We start from the raw sequence: 17,243 nt of genomic DNA on the forward strand, positions 1-17,243 counted from the left end.
ATCCACACCTTTCTACTTCCACTTACCTCTAGTCTAACACGTATAAAAAGAGGAACGCCATTAATCCGACGTTCCAATAAAATCATGAATTGCTTGTGTATTTTGTTCGACATCAATATCTAATACAAGGCCGTATTTATAATCACGATAATCGCTGTATGTTCCTTGTACAGGTACGGTCATACCTTCTACTTCAAGGGCGCCGCCTGATAATAGCTTCGCTAAATAAGCGATTTGACCCGCTGTATCGACATCCGTATTTATATAGCCTTGCATCGCACCGATTAGTTTTGGCGCTTGCATTAACGTCGTTGTTGACAACAATTGTTCTTTTAACGCACTAATAACTTGTTGCTGACGACGTACACGGCCAAAATCACCTTCTGCATCGGCACGGAAGCGCGCATAGCCAAGTAATTCTTGCCCGTTTAAATCATGAACACCTTCATAAAGTTGTACATATATTTTTTCGTACATATCTTTTTCAACATCAATCGTGACACCATCTGGCGCAATAATATCAATCATCTTCTCAAATGACACAAAATCAATCATCGCATAATGGTGAATCGGTAAATCAAACATATCATTTAAGGTTTCTTTTAATAATTGTACACCGCCATGATAATACGCTGCGTTAAGCTTTTGTCGTTCATACCCCGGAATATCGGCATAAATATCACGCATAAATGAAATAGTACGTAATGTGTTATGTTCTTTATCCCAACTTAACACCATCATCGAATCTGAACGCGATTGTGCTTCTCCTCGACTATCTACACCTATTAATAGAAAGTTCTCCGTTTTAGAACTAACCGAATCTCCCATAAAGGCAATATCTTCTTCCGATAATTCTTTATCCGCTGTTGCTAAATCGATTCCCTTTTGATATTGATAGTACGAATACCCTCCGATTAATACCATGATAAACATTAGTAGCCAAAAAATACGGCGTAACCGGAACTTCTTTTTCTTTTTTTGTTGTGGTGCTTTTTTTGGCGGCGTCTTTGTAGGACGCTGCTTCGCTGCACTTGCGTTATGTTTGCGCTTCACGCGCGACATTTCCTCCATATAAAATCCTCCTACTCATTACCGTTAAGGACGCTGTCGCAATTGAAATAGTTCCCTTCATTATATACTTGGTGTATTATACCCTTCTTCCATTATATTGAACATCCTTTTGTCTAAATTGTTTCCATTGGCATCACGTTTTAAAGCATGTTAGAATAAAGCACAGTTTACATAAAAGAGGTGTTGAAAAAATGGAATACGCAACATTTGCAGGTGGCTGCTTTTGGTGCATGGTAAAACCATTTGACCAGTGGGATGGTATTGAGAAAGTCGTATCTGGTTATATGGGTGGTCATGTAGAAAACCCAACGTATGAAGATGTAAAAGGTGGCGAATCTGGTCATTTAGAAGTCGTTCAAATTACATTTGACCCGTCTGTCTTTACATATGAGCAATTGCTTGAAATTTATTGGATGCAAATTGACCCAACAGACGCAGGCGGACAATTCCATGACCGCGGCGCGTCATATGCGACAGCTATTTTCGTTCATTCAGAGGAGCAACGTCAAAAAGCACTGGCATCTCGTGACGTATTAGCAGCAAGTGGTCGTTTTAAAAAGCCCATTGTTACAGCAATTCGTGATGCACAAACATTTTATATCGCAGAAGACTATCACCAAGATTACTACAAACGCGAACGAGCACGTTATGAGGCAGACCGCGAGAAATCAGGTCGCGATACGTTTATTAATGAGCATTGGACAAAGGCATAAACAGAAGCCGAGAGATCCGTATTTTTTATATCTGCCAACAGTAGTTCGAGAAACAGCGGACAAACGAGCTTGGGACAAAAAGAAATATCCTTCAGCAATAACAACAGCTGAAAGATATTTCTTTGCTTTTGGTGCTACGCCACATAACGGAGCCGACTCGGTGATACATACAACAACAAAGCCGTAGCGAATGTCATGCTCGCCACGGCTTTGTTCCATTTAAAGAAGGTTTTTGTCCAGACATGTTATTTTGTCTTAAACTTGTTACATTATGCACACTATGTACAGCCATTAATCCATATGTTTACGTGATTGTACAAACTTATAGCCGTAGTATACGACGATGATTGCGACTGGAATAAAGATATAATATTTCACCGAATCAAATGTCGCTAAAATACTTTCCCAGTTGTCGCCAGCCCATGCACCTAAGCAAATTAACACCGTATTCCAAATCAGTGAACCGAGCGTTGTATACACTAAAAATAGTGTCATATTCATGCGCGCTACCCCTGCTGGAATTGAAATTAAACTACGAATCACCGGCACGAAACGACAGAAAAACACTGTCAGTAAGCCATGCTTTTGAAACCAAACCATTGCCTTATCGACATCAGACGGCTTCAAACGTAAAATTAATCCCATACGTCCCGATAAAAAGCGTTTAAGTACCGATAAACGCACTAATTTTCCGACCATATATAAACAAATCGCACCAAAGACAGACCCGATTGTCGATGCAATAATGACACCGACTATTGTCATTGATGTACGTGTTGTCATAAAGCCACCAAAGGTTAAAATAAATTCTGAAGGGATTGGCGGAAATAAATTTTCCAAAGCAATTAAAAAGGCAACTCCAATATAGCCCCAATCGCTCATTAGCTGCTCAATCCATTGTTCCATAAAGTTCAGCTCACTTCCTCATACGATAACTTTTTCTTTGTCCTGTTAACGTTAACGCCAATCATTTATAAATGGTTGCCGTTTTTCACACGATTTACAATTTTATCATAAATCGGCTTCATATGTGCCTCATTCACTTTTTGATGAATGTCTTCAATAGCAATCCATGCAACACCACTATTCTCATCTTCCTTAACCGTTAATGCTGCTTGTTCGTCCGCTTCAAATACGTAGGTCACATTTAAATGGAGATGCGCGGATACAAATTCCCCATTTTTTACGTGTCCTAATACATTCAACACATCCAGTGATAAGATGTCTTTGATAATGGGCGTAGCTTCTACACCGGTTTCTTCCAATACTTCTCGTTGTGCAACCGCTAAAAAGTCCGCTTCTCCGTCTGCGTGACCGCCTGTCCATCCCCATGAATCATAAATATTATGATGTACCATTAATACATGTGTACGTGCAGCATTAAACACAAGACCTGAGCATGTAAAATGCGCAATCGTATTTTTGCGTGTTAGCACATCGTCGAATGTATCAAGGCAAGCGAGTATTTGTACTTTATCTTGTTGTTCTTGTTCATTTGTTGCGACATAATTTGTGATCATTTGCTTTACTGTCATATTGTCCACTCCTATCCTATCCTAGCTTAAGAGAAAGCATTGAAAAAGGCAATTTATGTTATCACTATTCATCGTACTATATTTCCGTTATGATAACGATAATACGGGAATTAAAGGAGGCTATATCGTGAATAACCACGAAATTGATTACACAATTTATGGCGAAAACATGCAATTTGTGGAAGTCGAGCTTGACCCGAACGAAACTGTTATTGCAGAAGCAGGCGCTCTTATGATGATGGAAGATGATATTCAAATGGAAACAATTTTTGGTGATGGCTCCAAGTCTAGCGGTGGCAGTTTGATGAATCGTCTTATCGGCGCAGGAAAACGCGTCATTACTGGAGAAAGCTTATTTATGACAACATTCACAAATGAAGGCACACAAAAAAGACATGTCTACTTCGCTTCACCGTACCCTGGCGAAATCATTCCAATGGATTTAAGTGAATTAAACGGCAAAATCATTTGTCAAAAAGATGCATTTTTAGCTGCTGCTAAAGGCGTTGAAGTTGGCATTGCTTTCCAGCGTAAACTGGGGGCAGGCTTCTTCGGTGGTGAAGGCTTTATTATGCAAAAGCTTGAAGGTGACGGCATGGCTTTTGTACATGCAGGCGGCACAATCTCCTCACGTCAATTAGCACCAGGCGAGCGTTTACGCGTCGACACAGGCTGTTTAGTGGCGATGACCGCCGATGTGGACTACGATATTCAAGCAGTTGGGGGCATTAAAACGGCTTTATTTGGCGGCGAGGGCATTTTCTTTGCTACGCTTCGGGGTCCTGGAACAGTATGGATTCAATCATTGCCATTTAGTCGATTAGCAAGTCGTGTATTTGCAGCAGCACCTGTGTCACAAGGTGGCGGCGGTCGTGGCTCTGATGAAGGCGGCATTGGCGGCTTATTTGATATATTTAACCGTTAAATTCCCACAACATTCCGAAACTTATTGCTATCTCTTCCGTATATACTAACGGGAGGGATTTTTATGCAAAGAACATTATCGATACGCGGGCGCTTCTGGATTGCCGCGCTTGCAGTCGCACTCGTTTCACTCATACTCGCACTATTTGTACCCCTTACATATAGCGAAACAAAATATCACAGCTTAGATGTTGTTTATTGGTACGTTCCTTTTAAAAATTATGTACTGTTCGCAGCAGGGCTTGGCTGTATTGTGGTATTACTTTTCATTTTAGGTTTTGCGCGTCATATTGCAACATATAGTAGTGCAGTGGTACTCGGCATTGCTGCTGTTGCACTCATGTACATGTCATTTTTAAGCATTACGACATTTGATGAGGAGCGTATGTATATAAAAGATGTTTTCACTGAACATTCGTATAAATGGACGGATATGGCAGCGATTACGCTACAATATGATGACATACAACTAACGGAAGATTATGTATTTACGTTTAAAGATGGCTCAAGCGTCCTTATTGAAAATAATCGGCAATTTGATGAGGCTTCTAACTTCATTTACACAACAGCACGCCAACACGATATTGTTTATAGCGAAGAACGCGTCATTAAATAACGCATGTCGGACGTAGTGTAAAAGAAAGAGCCTGGGACAAAAAAATATCCTTCAGCAACGAAAACTGCTGAAGGATATTTTTCTGTTTTTGGTGTTGAAGTCGCGGCTTGTGTCGGCACGCCCCCGCAAATTTTTACGATATTAATACACTCATTTTCATCGGAGATAGGTTTCGGTCCCAGCCTTTTTTACATATATCTCAAGCTTTTTCATACGCTAGGCATCCATGTGTAGCTATCTTCAATACCAGCTAAACTTAATGCACAAGCATCCCCTGCATTCACAACAGCCATATAGCCATCTTCATGTGTACATGCAATGCCTTGTAAAAACCCTTGCCTTAAATGGTTGTAATGGCTGAAGCTGCTGTTGAATATCGTTCACAGTCGTGCAAAATAGTGGCATAGATGGTTGTACATTCATAGCTATCACCTCATATTTTTCTCTAGCCAAATGTACAATATTTCATCCACACATACAACTATTTTCATTTAACGACGTATGCCTTTGCACCATAGAAAAAGCCTTCCACAAAATATTGTCGAAGGCTATAAATCAAGATATATTTAACGAATTGTTTTTAATGCTGTTGACCATGGAATGACTTGGTCTAACATTTGGTTTACCGAATCTACTTGCACATCTTTTGGCGCAAAATTTGAGCCGTTTTCGAAATCTGTAAATAATGATAGCGCTGGATGTACACGCACATCTGCTACAAGAAGCTCGCCTAAAATGCCACGTAAATGTTCCGTTGCACGTGCGCCTCCAACTGAACCGTACGATACAATACCTGCCGCTTTATTGTTCCACTCTTCACGTAAATAATCTAATGCGTTTTTTAATGCGCCCGTAATGGAGTGGTTGTATTCTTGTGCGATAAATACGAAACCATCTTGTGCTGCGACAGCTTTTGACCATTCTGCTGCGCCTGGTGCTTCGGCTTCACCTAGTAATGGTAATTTATAATCTGCAATATCAATAATTGTATAATTCGCGTCACCGCGCTTGTCGCCAATTTCTTTTACCCATTGTGCTACTTGCGGAGAAACACGTCCTTCACGAGTCGAACCAATAATAATACCGATATTTAACGTTTCTGTCATTGTTATTTCCTCCTGTGCCTGTGATTTACCAAATAATTTATGGAAAAAGCTCATATGCTTGTACCACCTTTATAATTCACTTCAAATCCTTATATCTTGAAGTTGTTTATTTTTAATTCGAGATAAATATATCATGCGTATTTTCTCGTGTCAACTACTTTCACTAAAAATTTATTCGTGCATATAAAAAAACATGAAGCAAATCATACGTCGATTCACTTCATGCTTTTCGTCATGGAAGAACATGATGATGTTTTTGTTCTAGCAATGTCGTCATTTGCGCTTCATACGATGGTCGCTCTGTCATATCACTTACTTCTTTTCCTTCTGCTAATAATGTTTGTGCCAGCGATTCATCGTACCAAATTAACAGCTCCGCTAATCGTAAATAAATGCTAGGTCTATCTAATAAATACGCGTAGTCTTGTAGCAACGTGTTTATTTTCGCATCATCATGCGCTTTGACAGCAAGCGCAATTTGCGCAAATAAATAATCATCGCTGTATTGATTTAATAAATTGTTTTTTTGCTGCTGCACAGTTAAATATTGCTGCGCTTGTTCAGGTTTTGTGCGCACCGTTGAAAACAATGTATCGACAACTTCCTGCTTATATATAAATTGCTCATGAAAACGTTGTAAATTGGCATTTGTCGCATAGGCAAAACCACGTTGAAATACTCGTGTTTCATTTGTCTCTCGCATAATATCACCAATAATCGTATCTCCATGTTCGTGTACTAATCGCGCTATCGTATAAAACCCCTGGTGATAAATCGAATGGGCATTTTCATATGTTTGATGCCATAAATCGGCATACGGCAATGCTTCAAAACGGCTAAATGTAAACGGAAGTGCATTTAAAATACGAAATTCGATATAATTTGCGACCCCTTCATGAAACCAATCTGGCAGTGCCTCTTCATCAATAATGAGGGGCTCTAATTGTTGGTCGACTAAATAATGCGCATATTCATGTACAAATGTATGCGTCACTGTTTTCTTATTCGTACTGTCAATCATCATCGTATTTAACGCCGGAAAATAAATACCGATTGTATTGTGCTGTAAATATTGGGCATATCGCTCATCTCGTTCATCGAGTAACAGAACCGTAAGCTCGTGCTCCTCTTCAACTGGCAATAATGTTTGTGTTTGTTGTTGAACTTGCTCACGTAATGTAATGAGCTGAGCCGCTACATCCGCATAATCTTCACGCGCAAAAATGGTCATCTTATCGTCAGGGTACGCTATGAAGTCGGCATTCATCGTATAATAGCTCGTCGCGACTTTTTGGAATAAATGTTCCGCGTTGGCGACAATGACAAGTAAACATGTAAATAAAGCTACTATGATCATGCGTTGTCGTTGCGATTTCATCATGCCTCCCCCTTTTAACGAAATTTATAAAAAAGAAGCTATTTGTGTTATACCCAATAGCTTCTCCATTTCTAACATAATAATTTATTTAATAATTGCGCAAGCAGTATATCCCGCTTCGCAAACGTTTCAACGAGTGATTGTTCACGCTCACCACTATTTGTAACAACATGTAAAATCGGACATGTTTGCTGTAGCACCGTAAATGCTTGCTGTGCTTTTTCATGGCGACTACGAGGCTCTAGTTTTGCGGGCATCGTTAAAATCACTTGCATTAGCGGGTCTTTTTCGACAATAATATTTGCGACATAAGGTGTTACATGCGATGTCGTACCGCCTCCTAAGTTCGATAAAATGTAGACATCATCGAATTTTGAGAGTGCTTGCTGTAAACAAATACGGTCTTGTGTGACACGCTCATCGTCCGCTAAAAATGTTTGCCCGCGCTGTAAATAAATCAGCTCTCCGTACTCACCAACGACATGGTTTGTAGTTTCATACTGAATCTTGCCAATATATGCGCGCACTTTCTCACTCATAAAATCTTGCGCATGTGAACCAATCCAAACAATCGGTAACGGTGGTGATGATTGTTCAGCAAGCCATGTTGTTAATACATTTACCGTTGCAGCACCAATTGCGACTAATGCTTTTGTCATTCGTTTTAACTCCTTTATACATTCGTTCTTACCATTATACCGAACATTGCGCCTATTCTTAAAGCATGTCGCCCCACAAAAAAAGGATTTGCCCAATTACTCAGGCAAATCCTCCTTTTTATGATAAGCGGTTACGGTAATCTTCGTATTGGAATGTACGAACCGTTTTTACGCCTTCTTCTTCATTAAATAAACAAATACTTGGTAAGTTCACACCGTTAAACATATGTGTTTTTACCATTGTATAGTGTGCCATATCGGTAAACACTAAACGGTCGCCAGCTTTTAACGGCTCATCAAATGAATAATCACCAATAATATCGCCCGCTAAACATGTCATACCGCCTAAGCGATATGTGTATGCTTTTTCGCCCGCTTTACCAGAACCGATAATATGTGGACGATACGGCATTTCTAACGTATCTGGCATATGGCATGTCGCTGATGAATCAACGATAGCTAAATCCATACCATTTTTAATCGTATCGAGTACCGTTGCAACTAAGTAACCTGTGTTTAGTGCGCATGCTTCACCTGGCTCTAAAATCACTTTCACATCATACGTATCTTGAATGCGTGTAATCAGCTTCACTAATAGCTCTACATCATAATCTTCACGTGTAATATGGTGACCGCCACCAAAGTTTACCCACTTCATTTGGTGTAAATACTTGCCGTACTTTTCTTCAAAGTGTACTAAAATACGCTCTAATACATCCGCGCCTTGCTCACACATTGCGTGGAAGTGAATACCTTCTACACCGTCTAAACTTTGTGGCTCAAATGATTCAAATGAAATTCCTAAGCGTGAATTAATATAACATGGGTCATAAATTGGTGTTTCCACTTCAGAATAACCTGGATTTACACGTAAACCGATTGAAATGTTCTTCTCATGGTTTTGTACTTTTTCTTTATATTGACGTAATTGATCAAATGAGTTGAAAACAATATGGTCTACATATGTTAAATATTCGTCAATTTCATGCGCTGCATACGCTGGTGCATATGCATGTACTTCCTTGCCGAACTCTTCATAACCAAGACGTGCTTCAAATAAAGATGACGATGTAATACCTGCTAAATAATCACGTGCCATCGGGAATGTTGACCACATTGAGAAACCTTTTAACGCAAGCAAAATATCGCATCCTGTACGATCTTGTACAGATTTTAAAATTTCCCAGTTACGTTTTAGTAAGCGTTCATCTACAACGAATGCAGGAGACGGAGCCGTTGTCCAGTCAATACCAGTTTGCGCTTGCGCCTCTTGCATTGCTTTTGTGATGCGCGCGTCTTTTACGCCGCTCATTATGCTTGTTCCTTCGGGTTCGTGAAGTCAAGGTCTACTAAATCTGGGTTATGAGACTCTTGCCATGGCAGCCCCCATTTGTTTAATGCGTCCATGAATGGGTCTGGATTGAAGTCTTCTACGTTCCAAACACCTGGCTTTTGCCACTCGCCATTCATCACAAGCATTGCACCAATCATTGCTGGTACACCTGTTGTGTATGAAATTGCTTGTGAGCCAACTTCACGGTAACACTCTTGGTGGTCACATACATTATATACATAGTATGTTTTTTCTTTGCCATCTTTAATACCACGTGCGATAATACCGATATTTGTTTTACCTTTTGTTAATGGTCCAAGTGTTGCTGGGTCTGGTAAAACGGCTTTTAAAAATTGGATTGGTTGAATCATTTGCCCTTGGAACTCGATTGGCTCGATTGATGTCATCCCAACATTTTCTAATACGTTTAAGTGTGTTAAATATTTCTCACCAAACGTCATCCAGAAGCGGATTTGCTTTAAGCCTGTAATATTTTTCGCTAAAGATTCTAATTCTTCATGGTATAGAAGGTAGCAATCTTTTTCGCCGATTTCTGGTAAGTTATATACCATTTTGTGCTCAAGTGGTGCCGTTTCAACCCACTCGCCTTCTTTCCAAAAGCGACCGTTCGCTGTAATTTCGCGAATGTTGATTTCTGGGTTGAAGTTTGTTGCGAATGGTAAACCATGGTCCCCACCGTTTGCATCAACGATATCGATGTAGTGAATTTCATCGAATTCGTGTTTTAATGCGTGTGCAGAGAATACCCCTGTAACACCTGGGTCAAAGCCAGAGCCTAAAAGTGCTGTAATACCAGCTTCTTCAAAGCGCTCTTTGTAAGCCCATTGCCATTTATATTCAAATTTAGCTGTATCTAAAGGCTCGTAGTTTGCTGTATCTACATAGTGAGTCTTCGTCGCTAAACATGCGTCCATAATTGTTAAATCTTGATAAGGAAGTGCCACGTTAATGACTACATCCGGATTGAATGAGTTGATTAGCTCGATTAATTCGTCTGTGTTATCAGCATCTACTTGTGCTGTGTGGATAATTGTTTTACCACCGTCTAATTTTTCTTTCAGAGCGTCACACTTAGACTTTGTGCGACTTGCAATCATAATTTCTTCAAATACCTCTGAATTTTGAACACACTTGTGTACGACAACGCTCGCTACTCCGCCAGCGCCGATAATCAATGCTTTACCCAATTACCATTCCTCCTAGAAACTCTATAAATATTATATGAATGTCTTATCGACAACAGTTTTGATTATAATCAATAAACTTAAAGTTTACAATTACATTTACTAAATTTTTGTCTTTCCTTTCTAAATTGTAAGAATAATAGACGTAAACGAAAAATTTAATGAATTTACGAGATAATTCCCTATAAGATGCAATATTCAAAAATGTTATTCCTTCTATTAAAATGATAAAGCCTTTCAATAAATGGCTTCTCTGTAAGTCTGCTAAGAAATTGTGCAACCCCACACTTTTTGCGTACAATACTGCTATAGGCAACAGAAGAAATGAGGAATGGCCATGATAACAACAATCGGTGTGTTAGCCCATGTAGACGCAGGCAAAACAACCTTTTCAGAACAGCTACTTTATGAAACAGCCGCGATTAAAGCACGTGGACGGGTCGACCATCAAGATACATTTTTAGATAACCACGCACTTGAACGTGCGCGTGGCATTACGATTTTCGCAGAGCAAGGACGCTTTACGTACAATGACCGCACATATCACTTAATTGATACGCCTGGACATGTCGACTTTTCACCTGAGATGGAACGTTCTGTACGGGTAATGGACGTAGCAGTCGTCATTATTAGTGCAGTAGAAGGTGTACAAGGCCATACTGAAACGGTGTGGCAATTGCTTCGACAACATCGCGTACCGACTGTAATTTTTCTCAATAAAACAGACCGTGAAGGCGCTAATATTGAAGCGGTTGTGACACAAATTCAGCAGTTATTATGCGAGGATGCTGTGCTGTATCACCATAATTTTATTGACGCAGTTGCTGAGCGCGATGAACAAATGCTCGATGCCTTTTTAGAAGGTACAGTGAACGATGATCTTGTTACAAATGTAGCGACGACACTGATCAAACAGCAGCAACTTATCCCGATTATTACCGGTGCGGCTTTGCGCGGAGAAGGTGTTACGGACGTTTTAGCATGCATTCACCGCTTCATTCAGCCAACTGCTACAACTGAAGGTCCGTTTACGGCAGATGTCTTTAAAATTCGCCATGAACACGACCAGCGCCTGACGTTTGCGAAAGCTCGGAGTGGCATATTGCATGTGCGTGATGATGTTACCGTGAACGGTGAGTCTTACAAAATTACAGAACTTCGTCTTTATAACGGTACACGCTTTGAAAGTGTACAACAGGTTGCATGTGGCGAAATTTTTGCGATGAAAGGCTTACCTACTGCGATTGTTGGTGACATGATTAACGGACAAGCGAAGCGTGATTTTACTCTCGTCCCAACATTACAAGCAACGTGTCATGTGAAGAGTTCGCTACACATAAAAGAAATTTTAAAAATGTTGCGCCAGCTTGAAGCCGAAGAACCGACATTACGTGTCTTTTGGCAAGAGCGCCATCAAGAAATTCAATTACATGTGATGGGTGTGATTCAGCTTGAAGTATTGACGCATATTTTACAAGAGCGTTACCAGCTCGATGTGACATTCGGTGACCCGACCATTTTATATCAAGAAACATGTGCGACGTTTGCTTACGGTTACGGACATTTCGAGCCACTTAAACATTACGCAGAAGTCCATCTTCATATCGAACCAAATCCGCGCGGGACAGGTATTACATTTAGCAATCAATGCCACGCCGATCATTTATCTGTCGGGCATATGCGCTTAATTGAACAGCATATTTTTGAGCGCGAACATCACGGCTTATTAACAGGCGCTCCGCTAACCGATATGCATATTACGCTACTAACAGGCGCTGCTCATCATCAGCATACAGATGGTGGCGATTTCCGTGAAGCAACCATTCGTGCACTTCGCCAAGCACTTGAACAAGTGGACAATGTATTACTGGAGCCATTTTACCGCTTCCGCCTTCGCGCTGATATCGACCATCTTGGACGTATGATGAGTGATATTCAACAAGCGCATGGCACATTTGATGCACCTATCTTAACAGAAACACACGCCCTCCTAACTGGACGTGTGCCTGTCGCAACATTTATGCAATACCCGATTACATTTGCGGCTTACACAAACGGCAAAGGAGCAATTTCATTACAATTTGATGGCTATGATACGTGTCACAATACCGCTGACGTGATTGAGCGCAGCGGTTACCGGAAAGATGCAGACCCGGATTATAGCTCATCATCTATTTTTTGCGCAAAAGGAAAAGGTTATACCGTCCCTTGGCACGAAGCGGCTGACATGATGCATTGTGAAAAGAAAACCGTGCAACGTCGCTAATTTTGCGTATACTAGAAACAAAGGAGTGTGTTTTATGGAAAACTTACAATCAATCGAACAATTTGAGGCGTTAACGCAACAACAAACGGTATTTGTCTTCTCAGCTGGCTGGTGCCCTGACTGTACATTTATTGACCCGTTTATGCCAGAAGTCGAGCAAAAATTTAGCGACTATACATTTATAAAAATTAATCGTGATGACTTTATTGATCTTTGCGCCCAATTAGATGTATTTGGCATCCCAAGTTTTGTCGCATTTAAAAATGGCGAAGAAGTAGGTCGTTTCGTCAATCGCGATCGCAAAACACAAGAACAAATCGAGGCGTTTTTAACAGCGCTATAATGCAAAAAAGGTGTGCGGCTTTTATAGCTGCACACCTTTTCTTTAATGAAACACAATCGTTTTATTTCCCTCTACTAAAATGCGATTTTCAACATGCCATTTCACGGCTTTTGCTAACACGCGACGTTCAATTTTACTCCCGATTTTGCGTAGCTCCTTCACGTCTGAACGATGGTCGACACGCTCTACATCTTGCTCAATAATCGGTCCTTCATCCAAGTCATTTGTTACATAATGGCTTGTTGCGCCAATTAACTTTACACCGCGCGCAAAGGCACGAGCATACGGATCTGCCCCGATAAATGCTGGTAAAAATGAATGATGAATATTAATGATACGATTTTCAAAATGCTTGACAAAGTTCGGTGTTAAAATTTGCATATAGCGTGCTAAAATTAACACATCAATCTCAAACTCCTCCATTAAAGCAATTTGCTGTGCTTCAACTTGCTCGCGAATATCTTTGTTCGCCGGAATATAATAAAACGGAATGCCGAGTGCCTCCACCATGTCACGTGAATCTTCATAGTTACTAATAACCACACCGATATCCATATTTAAATCCCCGTTTTGGTACTCCCATAAAAGCTCTAATAAACAATGTGGCTCTTTTGATACGAAAATCGCAGCACGTTTCGTTTGCGCACGGTAATGAAATTCATAATGCATATCGAATGCGCGCGCAATCCCTGCGAAATTCTTTTCCATTTGCTCTGCTTTGTCAGCAAGCTGGTCGCAATAATACGCTAAACGAATGAAAAATGTACCGTTTTCTGGATTAGTTGAATATTGACTTGATTCAATAATATTAGCATCAAATGTATGTAAAAACTCCGATAATACAGCCACAATCCCTGGCTTATCTGGACATTTCACTAATAATACCGCTTCATTTTGATATTTTGGGTCGATACGTTTTGTTACTTTCATATGTTGAACAGACATGTTATACGCTCCTAGCTTTGTTATGATTGCTTTATTATCATACGAAAAGCGTTTCATTTCAATATATTTTTAGAATTTTTAATAAAAATAAAAAATTATGTGCTTTTAAGGTGTACACAAACAACAATTATATCAACATTAAAATCAAACAATGAAATATTGTCCTCTTATAAAAGACATTCTACACAAGTTTATTCATTCCAAGCTCTTTTCCTCTGCCCTATTTATGCCTCGCAACATGTTTTAAGTCGCTCAATCATCCTATTTCATCACTTTCACTAGACAATAAAAATTCACTATCCTATACTTAGTTACAAAATGTAAGCAAAGGACGGTTATGTATGCACGTACAAACTTTAATTGTTGGCGCAGGTCCAGGCGGCGCGCTACTTTCTTATTTACTCGCCAAACGTGGTATTCACACGTTGTTGCTCGAACGCACTGCGACACTTGGACAAGCATTTCGAGGCGAACATTTAAATGAAGAAGGCGAAATGATTTTAAAAAAATATGATTTATATGACGCCGTTGAACAAATCGGCTGTTTACCAATGACAGCACTGCGTTATTGGCATAACGGACAACTGATTAAAGAACTAACAACAAATACACATTTTGGCATTCATGTGCCACAAACACATTTACTGCAAGCAATTATAGAAAAAGCAACTGCCTTCGATAATTTTTCTTATCAATTAGGTACATCTGTAAAAGAATTATTACAGCGAGAAGATGGCTCGTATTACGGCGTAGTAGCTGTAAAAGACGGCAAAACGCAAACGATCACGTGCGATTTACTCATTGGTGCAGACGGACGTTACTCAACTGTTCGAAAAAAAGCTGGTATTGATGTGAAAATTATAAAGCATGGCTACGATTTATTATGGGCACGTATTCCTGCGCCTGCGACGTGGCAACCTTCTATTGAATTTGCGCTTATGGATGATTTTCAATTATCGATTTTTACGCAAACAGCAAATTATATACAAATCGGCTGGCAAATTGCAGAAGGAACATTTAAAGATGTTCGTAATCAACCGTTCGAGCCATTTAAACAACGCTTATGTGAAACGATGCCACAACTTGCAGAGACCATTACAGCGCATTTGCATTCGTGGAAAGATTTTATTTTACTCGATGTTTATAGCAGTGAAGTCGAAACGTGGCAAAAAGATGGTCTTGTCTTTTTAGGTGATGCTGTTCATACGATGACGCCAACTGGTGCGTACGGATTAAACTGTGCATTGCGCGATGCTGATATTTTAGGTGACATTATTGCCGGTGAACGTATGGACACGATTAGCTATACGCAATGCGAAACGATGCGTAAAACACAAGTAAAAGAAATTCAGCAACTCCAACGACAAAAGGAAGCATCATTTGCCGATGCCTTTGTTGTATTTGCGTAAAAAAGGATTGGTTGAGCATCACACTCAACCAATCCTTTTACTTATTGACAATGCGCGATAAAAATACCGCAAAATGTTGACGACTTACCGGTACATTTGGCATAAATTCGCCATTATCGCCTGTTGTAATGCCATTTGACGCCAAAATTTGAATATCGTGATACGAGCCATGCTGTGTGCTCACATCGCTAAACGGTATCACTTCTCCTTGCATTGTCAGCCCGTACGTATTGACTAAAATTTTTGCTAGCTGTGCGCGCGTTAATGTATTGTTTAAGCGTATCGTGCCGTCACTACCATCAATAATACCCGCTTCGTAAAAAGGCTTTGCAATTCCTTCTAATGTCGGATTACCAACGAGGTCTTTAAAAGCAATCATGTCGCGCACTTTTCGTAATGTTACATTCGTGTCGCGTGATAGCATTAATAACACTTGTTTACGTGTAATAGACACATTCGGCTGAAATGTACCATCTGGATAGCCATGTACAAGACCTGCGTGCTGTAGCTGCATAATTTCCGGGAAATAACGATGCGTTCCTAATACATCCCGATAGAGAACGTTGTAAACACGTAACGCGTAATCATGACGTGCTTGATTGATATTTCCGTACGTACTTAGCTGAATAATACTTGTAGAAGGTATATCTTTATATACATGAACTGTTCGTGTAGGCTCTGTCGATGTCGCCATCGGTTTTAGAAATACGGTATCGTCAGTCGCGCGCACCCCAAACGCAACTGCTGTATCGTTCGTCATTGTCGCATCAAGTATAATCGCTACTTGCTGTTGTGCCTGTGCAGCTACTACATACTCATCATGTGTAAATGTATTGAAAATGCCACCGTATACCGTACCGATATCAACAGCTGTTCGTTCAGTCGTTATTTTCACGTGCTTGTTCGGTTGAATTGGCACAGCATTGACATGGAACTGCATGTTCGGTTCAAACATGACCGCGCCTAGCTGTAATTTCACCGTATACTGTCCTGCTGGCAATACATAGTAGCCCGCTTCTGGCATATCAGAAAGCTTCGTGTCCGGCCCAATATGTTCCGTAACGACAAAGCGTGGTGCCGCAACAAGCGATAAATCGAAGGCGGCATCCGGCATATTATGTCCTTGTAACGCACCTTGGAGCGTCACTGCACTTAGTTGTGACAACGTAAACGAAAAATAGCTTTCTTCGTACCTATCTCCTGTCGTTTGCACAACATCAATTGTTGTATTTGTCGGGATGTGATTGGCGCGTTCTTCTGAATCATTTGGTTTAATATTGTAAGGTGATACTAACGGTGCTATCGTATAACTGGCTGCCGCTTGTTTCGTATCTCTACCGGATAACGTCGCATAATAAGTGCCCTTACGCAATTGCACGCGCATCGTTGTTTCATTTGGTGTATCGCTTAACGAATGTCCACGTAACACCGTAATCGGCTCTCCCTCTGCTGTCTTCAATGCCACAAATACATTGTAAAACGTATCGTTTATTGTAAATGTAACGAGCTGATCTTCTGTTAATGTTATCGTATACATTGTCTCTTCATATTGCCCTGCGTCATTGAACACAGTCGTTACTGTCTCGCCCACTTGCCATTGTTGTATGTCGTTTGCACTAACAGTAAGTCCCGGTACAACGAGTATAGAAAAAACAAATACACTCACGAAAAATTGCTTCATACTACTTCCTCCTTTATATTCCTTTATCATATAGAAGTAAGCGATGAAATACGATAGAC

General features: G+C 40.3%; 16 protein-coding genes. 6 read left to right on the forward strand and 10 right to left on the reverse strand.

Annotated features, from left to right (window positions below):
* Positions 1-60 precede the first annotated feature (60 nt).
* Positions 61-1,071, reverse strand: coding sequence for an LCP family protein (locus A6M13_RS13865; RefSeq protein ID WP_342669478.1), 1,011 nt, complete (start codon positions 1,069-1,071; stop codon positions 61-63).
* A gap of 191 nt (positions 1,072-1,262) precedes the next feature.
* On the opposite strand from A6M13_RS13865, the gene msrA reads away from it, so the two are divergent.
* Positions 1,263-1,784, forward strand: coding sequence for a peptide-methionine (S)-S-oxide reductase MsrA (gene msrA / locus A6M13_RS13870; protein ID WP_066547663.1), 522 nt, complete (start codon positions 1,263-1,265; stop codon positions 1,782-1,784).
* 291 nt (positions 1,785-2,075) lie between these two features.
* On the opposite strand, the gene A6M13_RS13875 is transcribed toward msrA, so the two are convergent.
* Together A6M13_RS13875 and A6M13_RS13880 are read right to left on the reverse strand one after the other, a co-directional pair.
* Positions 2,076-2,690 (reverse strand): DedA family protein, encoded by a 615-nt coding sequence (locus A6M13_RS13875; RefSeq protein ID WP_066547665.1) that lies wholly within the window; start codon positions 2,688-2,690, stop codon positions 2,076-2,078.
* A 65-nt stretch (positions 2,691-2,755) separates the two neighbouring features.
* Positions 2,756-3,319, reverse strand: a complete 564-nt coding sequence (locus A6M13_RS13880; protein WP_066547667.1) for an NUDIX hydrolase — start codon at positions 3,317-3,319, stop codon at positions 2,756-2,758.
* Positions 3,320-3,446: 127 nt separating this feature from the next.
* Between A6M13_RS13880 and A6M13_RS13885 the strand changes: the two genes are divergently transcribed.
* Both A6M13_RS13885 and A6M13_RS13890 read left to right on the forward strand, forming a co-directional pair.
* Positions 3,447-4,244, forward strand: a complete 798-nt coding sequence (locus A6M13_RS13885) for a TIGR00266 family protein (RefSeq protein ID WP_066547669.1) — start codon at positions 3,447-3,449, stop codon at positions 4,242-4,244.
* 63 nt (positions 4,245-4,307) lie between these two features.
* A complete protein-coding gene (locus tag A6M13_RS13890; RefSeq protein ID WP_066547680.1) occupies positions 4,308-4,859 on the forward strand; it encodes a hypothetical protein in 552 nt (183 codons plus the stop codon).
* Positions 4,860-5,425: 566 nt separating this feature from the next.
* Here A6M13_RS13890 and A6M13_RS13895 read toward each other — a convergent pair.
* The 5 genes from A6M13_RS13895 to A6M13_RS13915 form a co-directional block, all read right to left on the reverse strand.
* On the reverse strand, positions 5,426-6,019 hold the full coding sequence (locus A6M13_RS13895) for an NADPH-dependent FMN reductase (RefSeq protein WP_066547683.1): 594 nt from the start codon (positions 6,017-6,019) through the stop codon (positions 5,426-5,428).
* Between the two features lie 178 nt (positions 6,020-6,197).
* On the reverse strand, positions 6,198-7,343 hold the full coding sequence (locus tag A6M13_RS13900; RefSeq protein ID WP_066547686.1) for a hypothetical protein: 1,146 nt from the start codon (positions 7,341-7,343) through the stop codon (positions 6,198-6,200).
* A gap of 71 nt (positions 7,344-7,414) precedes the next feature.
* Positions 7,415-8,002 carry a hypothetical protein gene (locus A6M13_RS13905; protein WP_066547688.1) on the reverse strand — a complete coding sequence of 196 codons (588 nt, stop codon included), beginning with the start codon at positions 8,000-8,002 and terminating at the stop codon, positions 7,415-7,417.
* Positions 8,003-8,120: 118 nt separating this feature from the next.
* Positions 8,121-9,278, reverse strand: a complete 1,158-nt coding sequence (nspC, locus tag A6M13_RS13910) for a carboxynorspermidine decarboxylase (protein WP_066548257.1) — start codon at positions 9,276-9,278, stop codon at positions 8,121-8,123.
* A gap of 35 nt (positions 9,279-9,313) precedes the next feature.
* Complete coding sequence (locus A6M13_RS13915) at positions 9,314-10,543, reverse strand: saccharopine dehydrogenase family protein (RefSeq protein WP_066547689.1); 1,230 nt, start codon at positions 10,541-10,543, stop codon at positions 9,314-9,316.
* Between the two features lie 334 nt (positions 10,544-10,877).
* Here A6M13_RS13915 and A6M13_RS13920 point away from each other — a divergent pair, with 334 nt between their 5' ends.
* Together A6M13_RS13920 and A6M13_RS13925 are read left to right on the forward strand one after the other, a co-directional pair.
* Complete coding sequence (locus A6M13_RS13920; protein WP_066547691.1) at positions 10,878-12,806, forward strand: elongation factor G; 1,929 nt, start codon at positions 10,878-10,880, stop codon at positions 12,804-12,806.
* 34 nt (positions 12,807-12,840) lie between these two features.
* Positions 12,841-13,149, forward strand: coding sequence for a thioredoxin family protein (locus tag A6M13_RS13925; RefSeq protein WP_066547701.1), 309 nt, complete (start codon positions 12,841-12,843; stop codon positions 13,147-13,149).
* Positions 13,150-13,191: 42 nt separating this feature from the next.
* Here A6M13_RS13925 and purU read toward each other — a convergent pair whose 3' ends face one another.
* Complete coding sequence (gene purU / locus A6M13_RS13930) at positions 13,192-14,094, reverse strand: formyltetrahydrofolate deformylase (RefSeq protein ID WP_066547704.1); 903 nt, start codon at positions 14,092-14,094, stop codon at positions 13,192-13,194.
* A 341-nt stretch (positions 14,095-14,435) separates the two neighbouring features.
* On the opposite strand from purU, the gene A6M13_RS13935 reads away from it, so the two are divergent.
* On the forward strand, positions 14,436-15,503 hold the full coding sequence (locus A6M13_RS13935) for an FAD-dependent monooxygenase (protein WP_066547707.1): 1,068 nt from the start codon (positions 14,436-14,438) through the stop codon (positions 15,501-15,503).
* 37 nt (positions 15,504-15,540) lie between these two features.
* Here A6M13_RS13935 and A6M13_RS13940 read toward each other — a convergent pair whose 3' ends face one another.
* Complete coding sequence (locus A6M13_RS13940) at positions 15,541-17,184, reverse strand: S-layer homology domain-containing protein (RefSeq protein ID WP_066547715.1); 1,644 nt, start codon at positions 17,182-17,184, stop codon at positions 15,541-15,543.
* Between the last annotated feature and the right edge of the window lie 59 nt (positions 17,185-17,243).

This window comes from Caryophanon tenue (genome assembly GCF_001700315.1).
Classification (GTDB): domain Bacteria; phylum Bacillota; class Bacilli; order Bacillales_A; family Planococcaceae; genus Caryophanon; species Caryophanon tenue.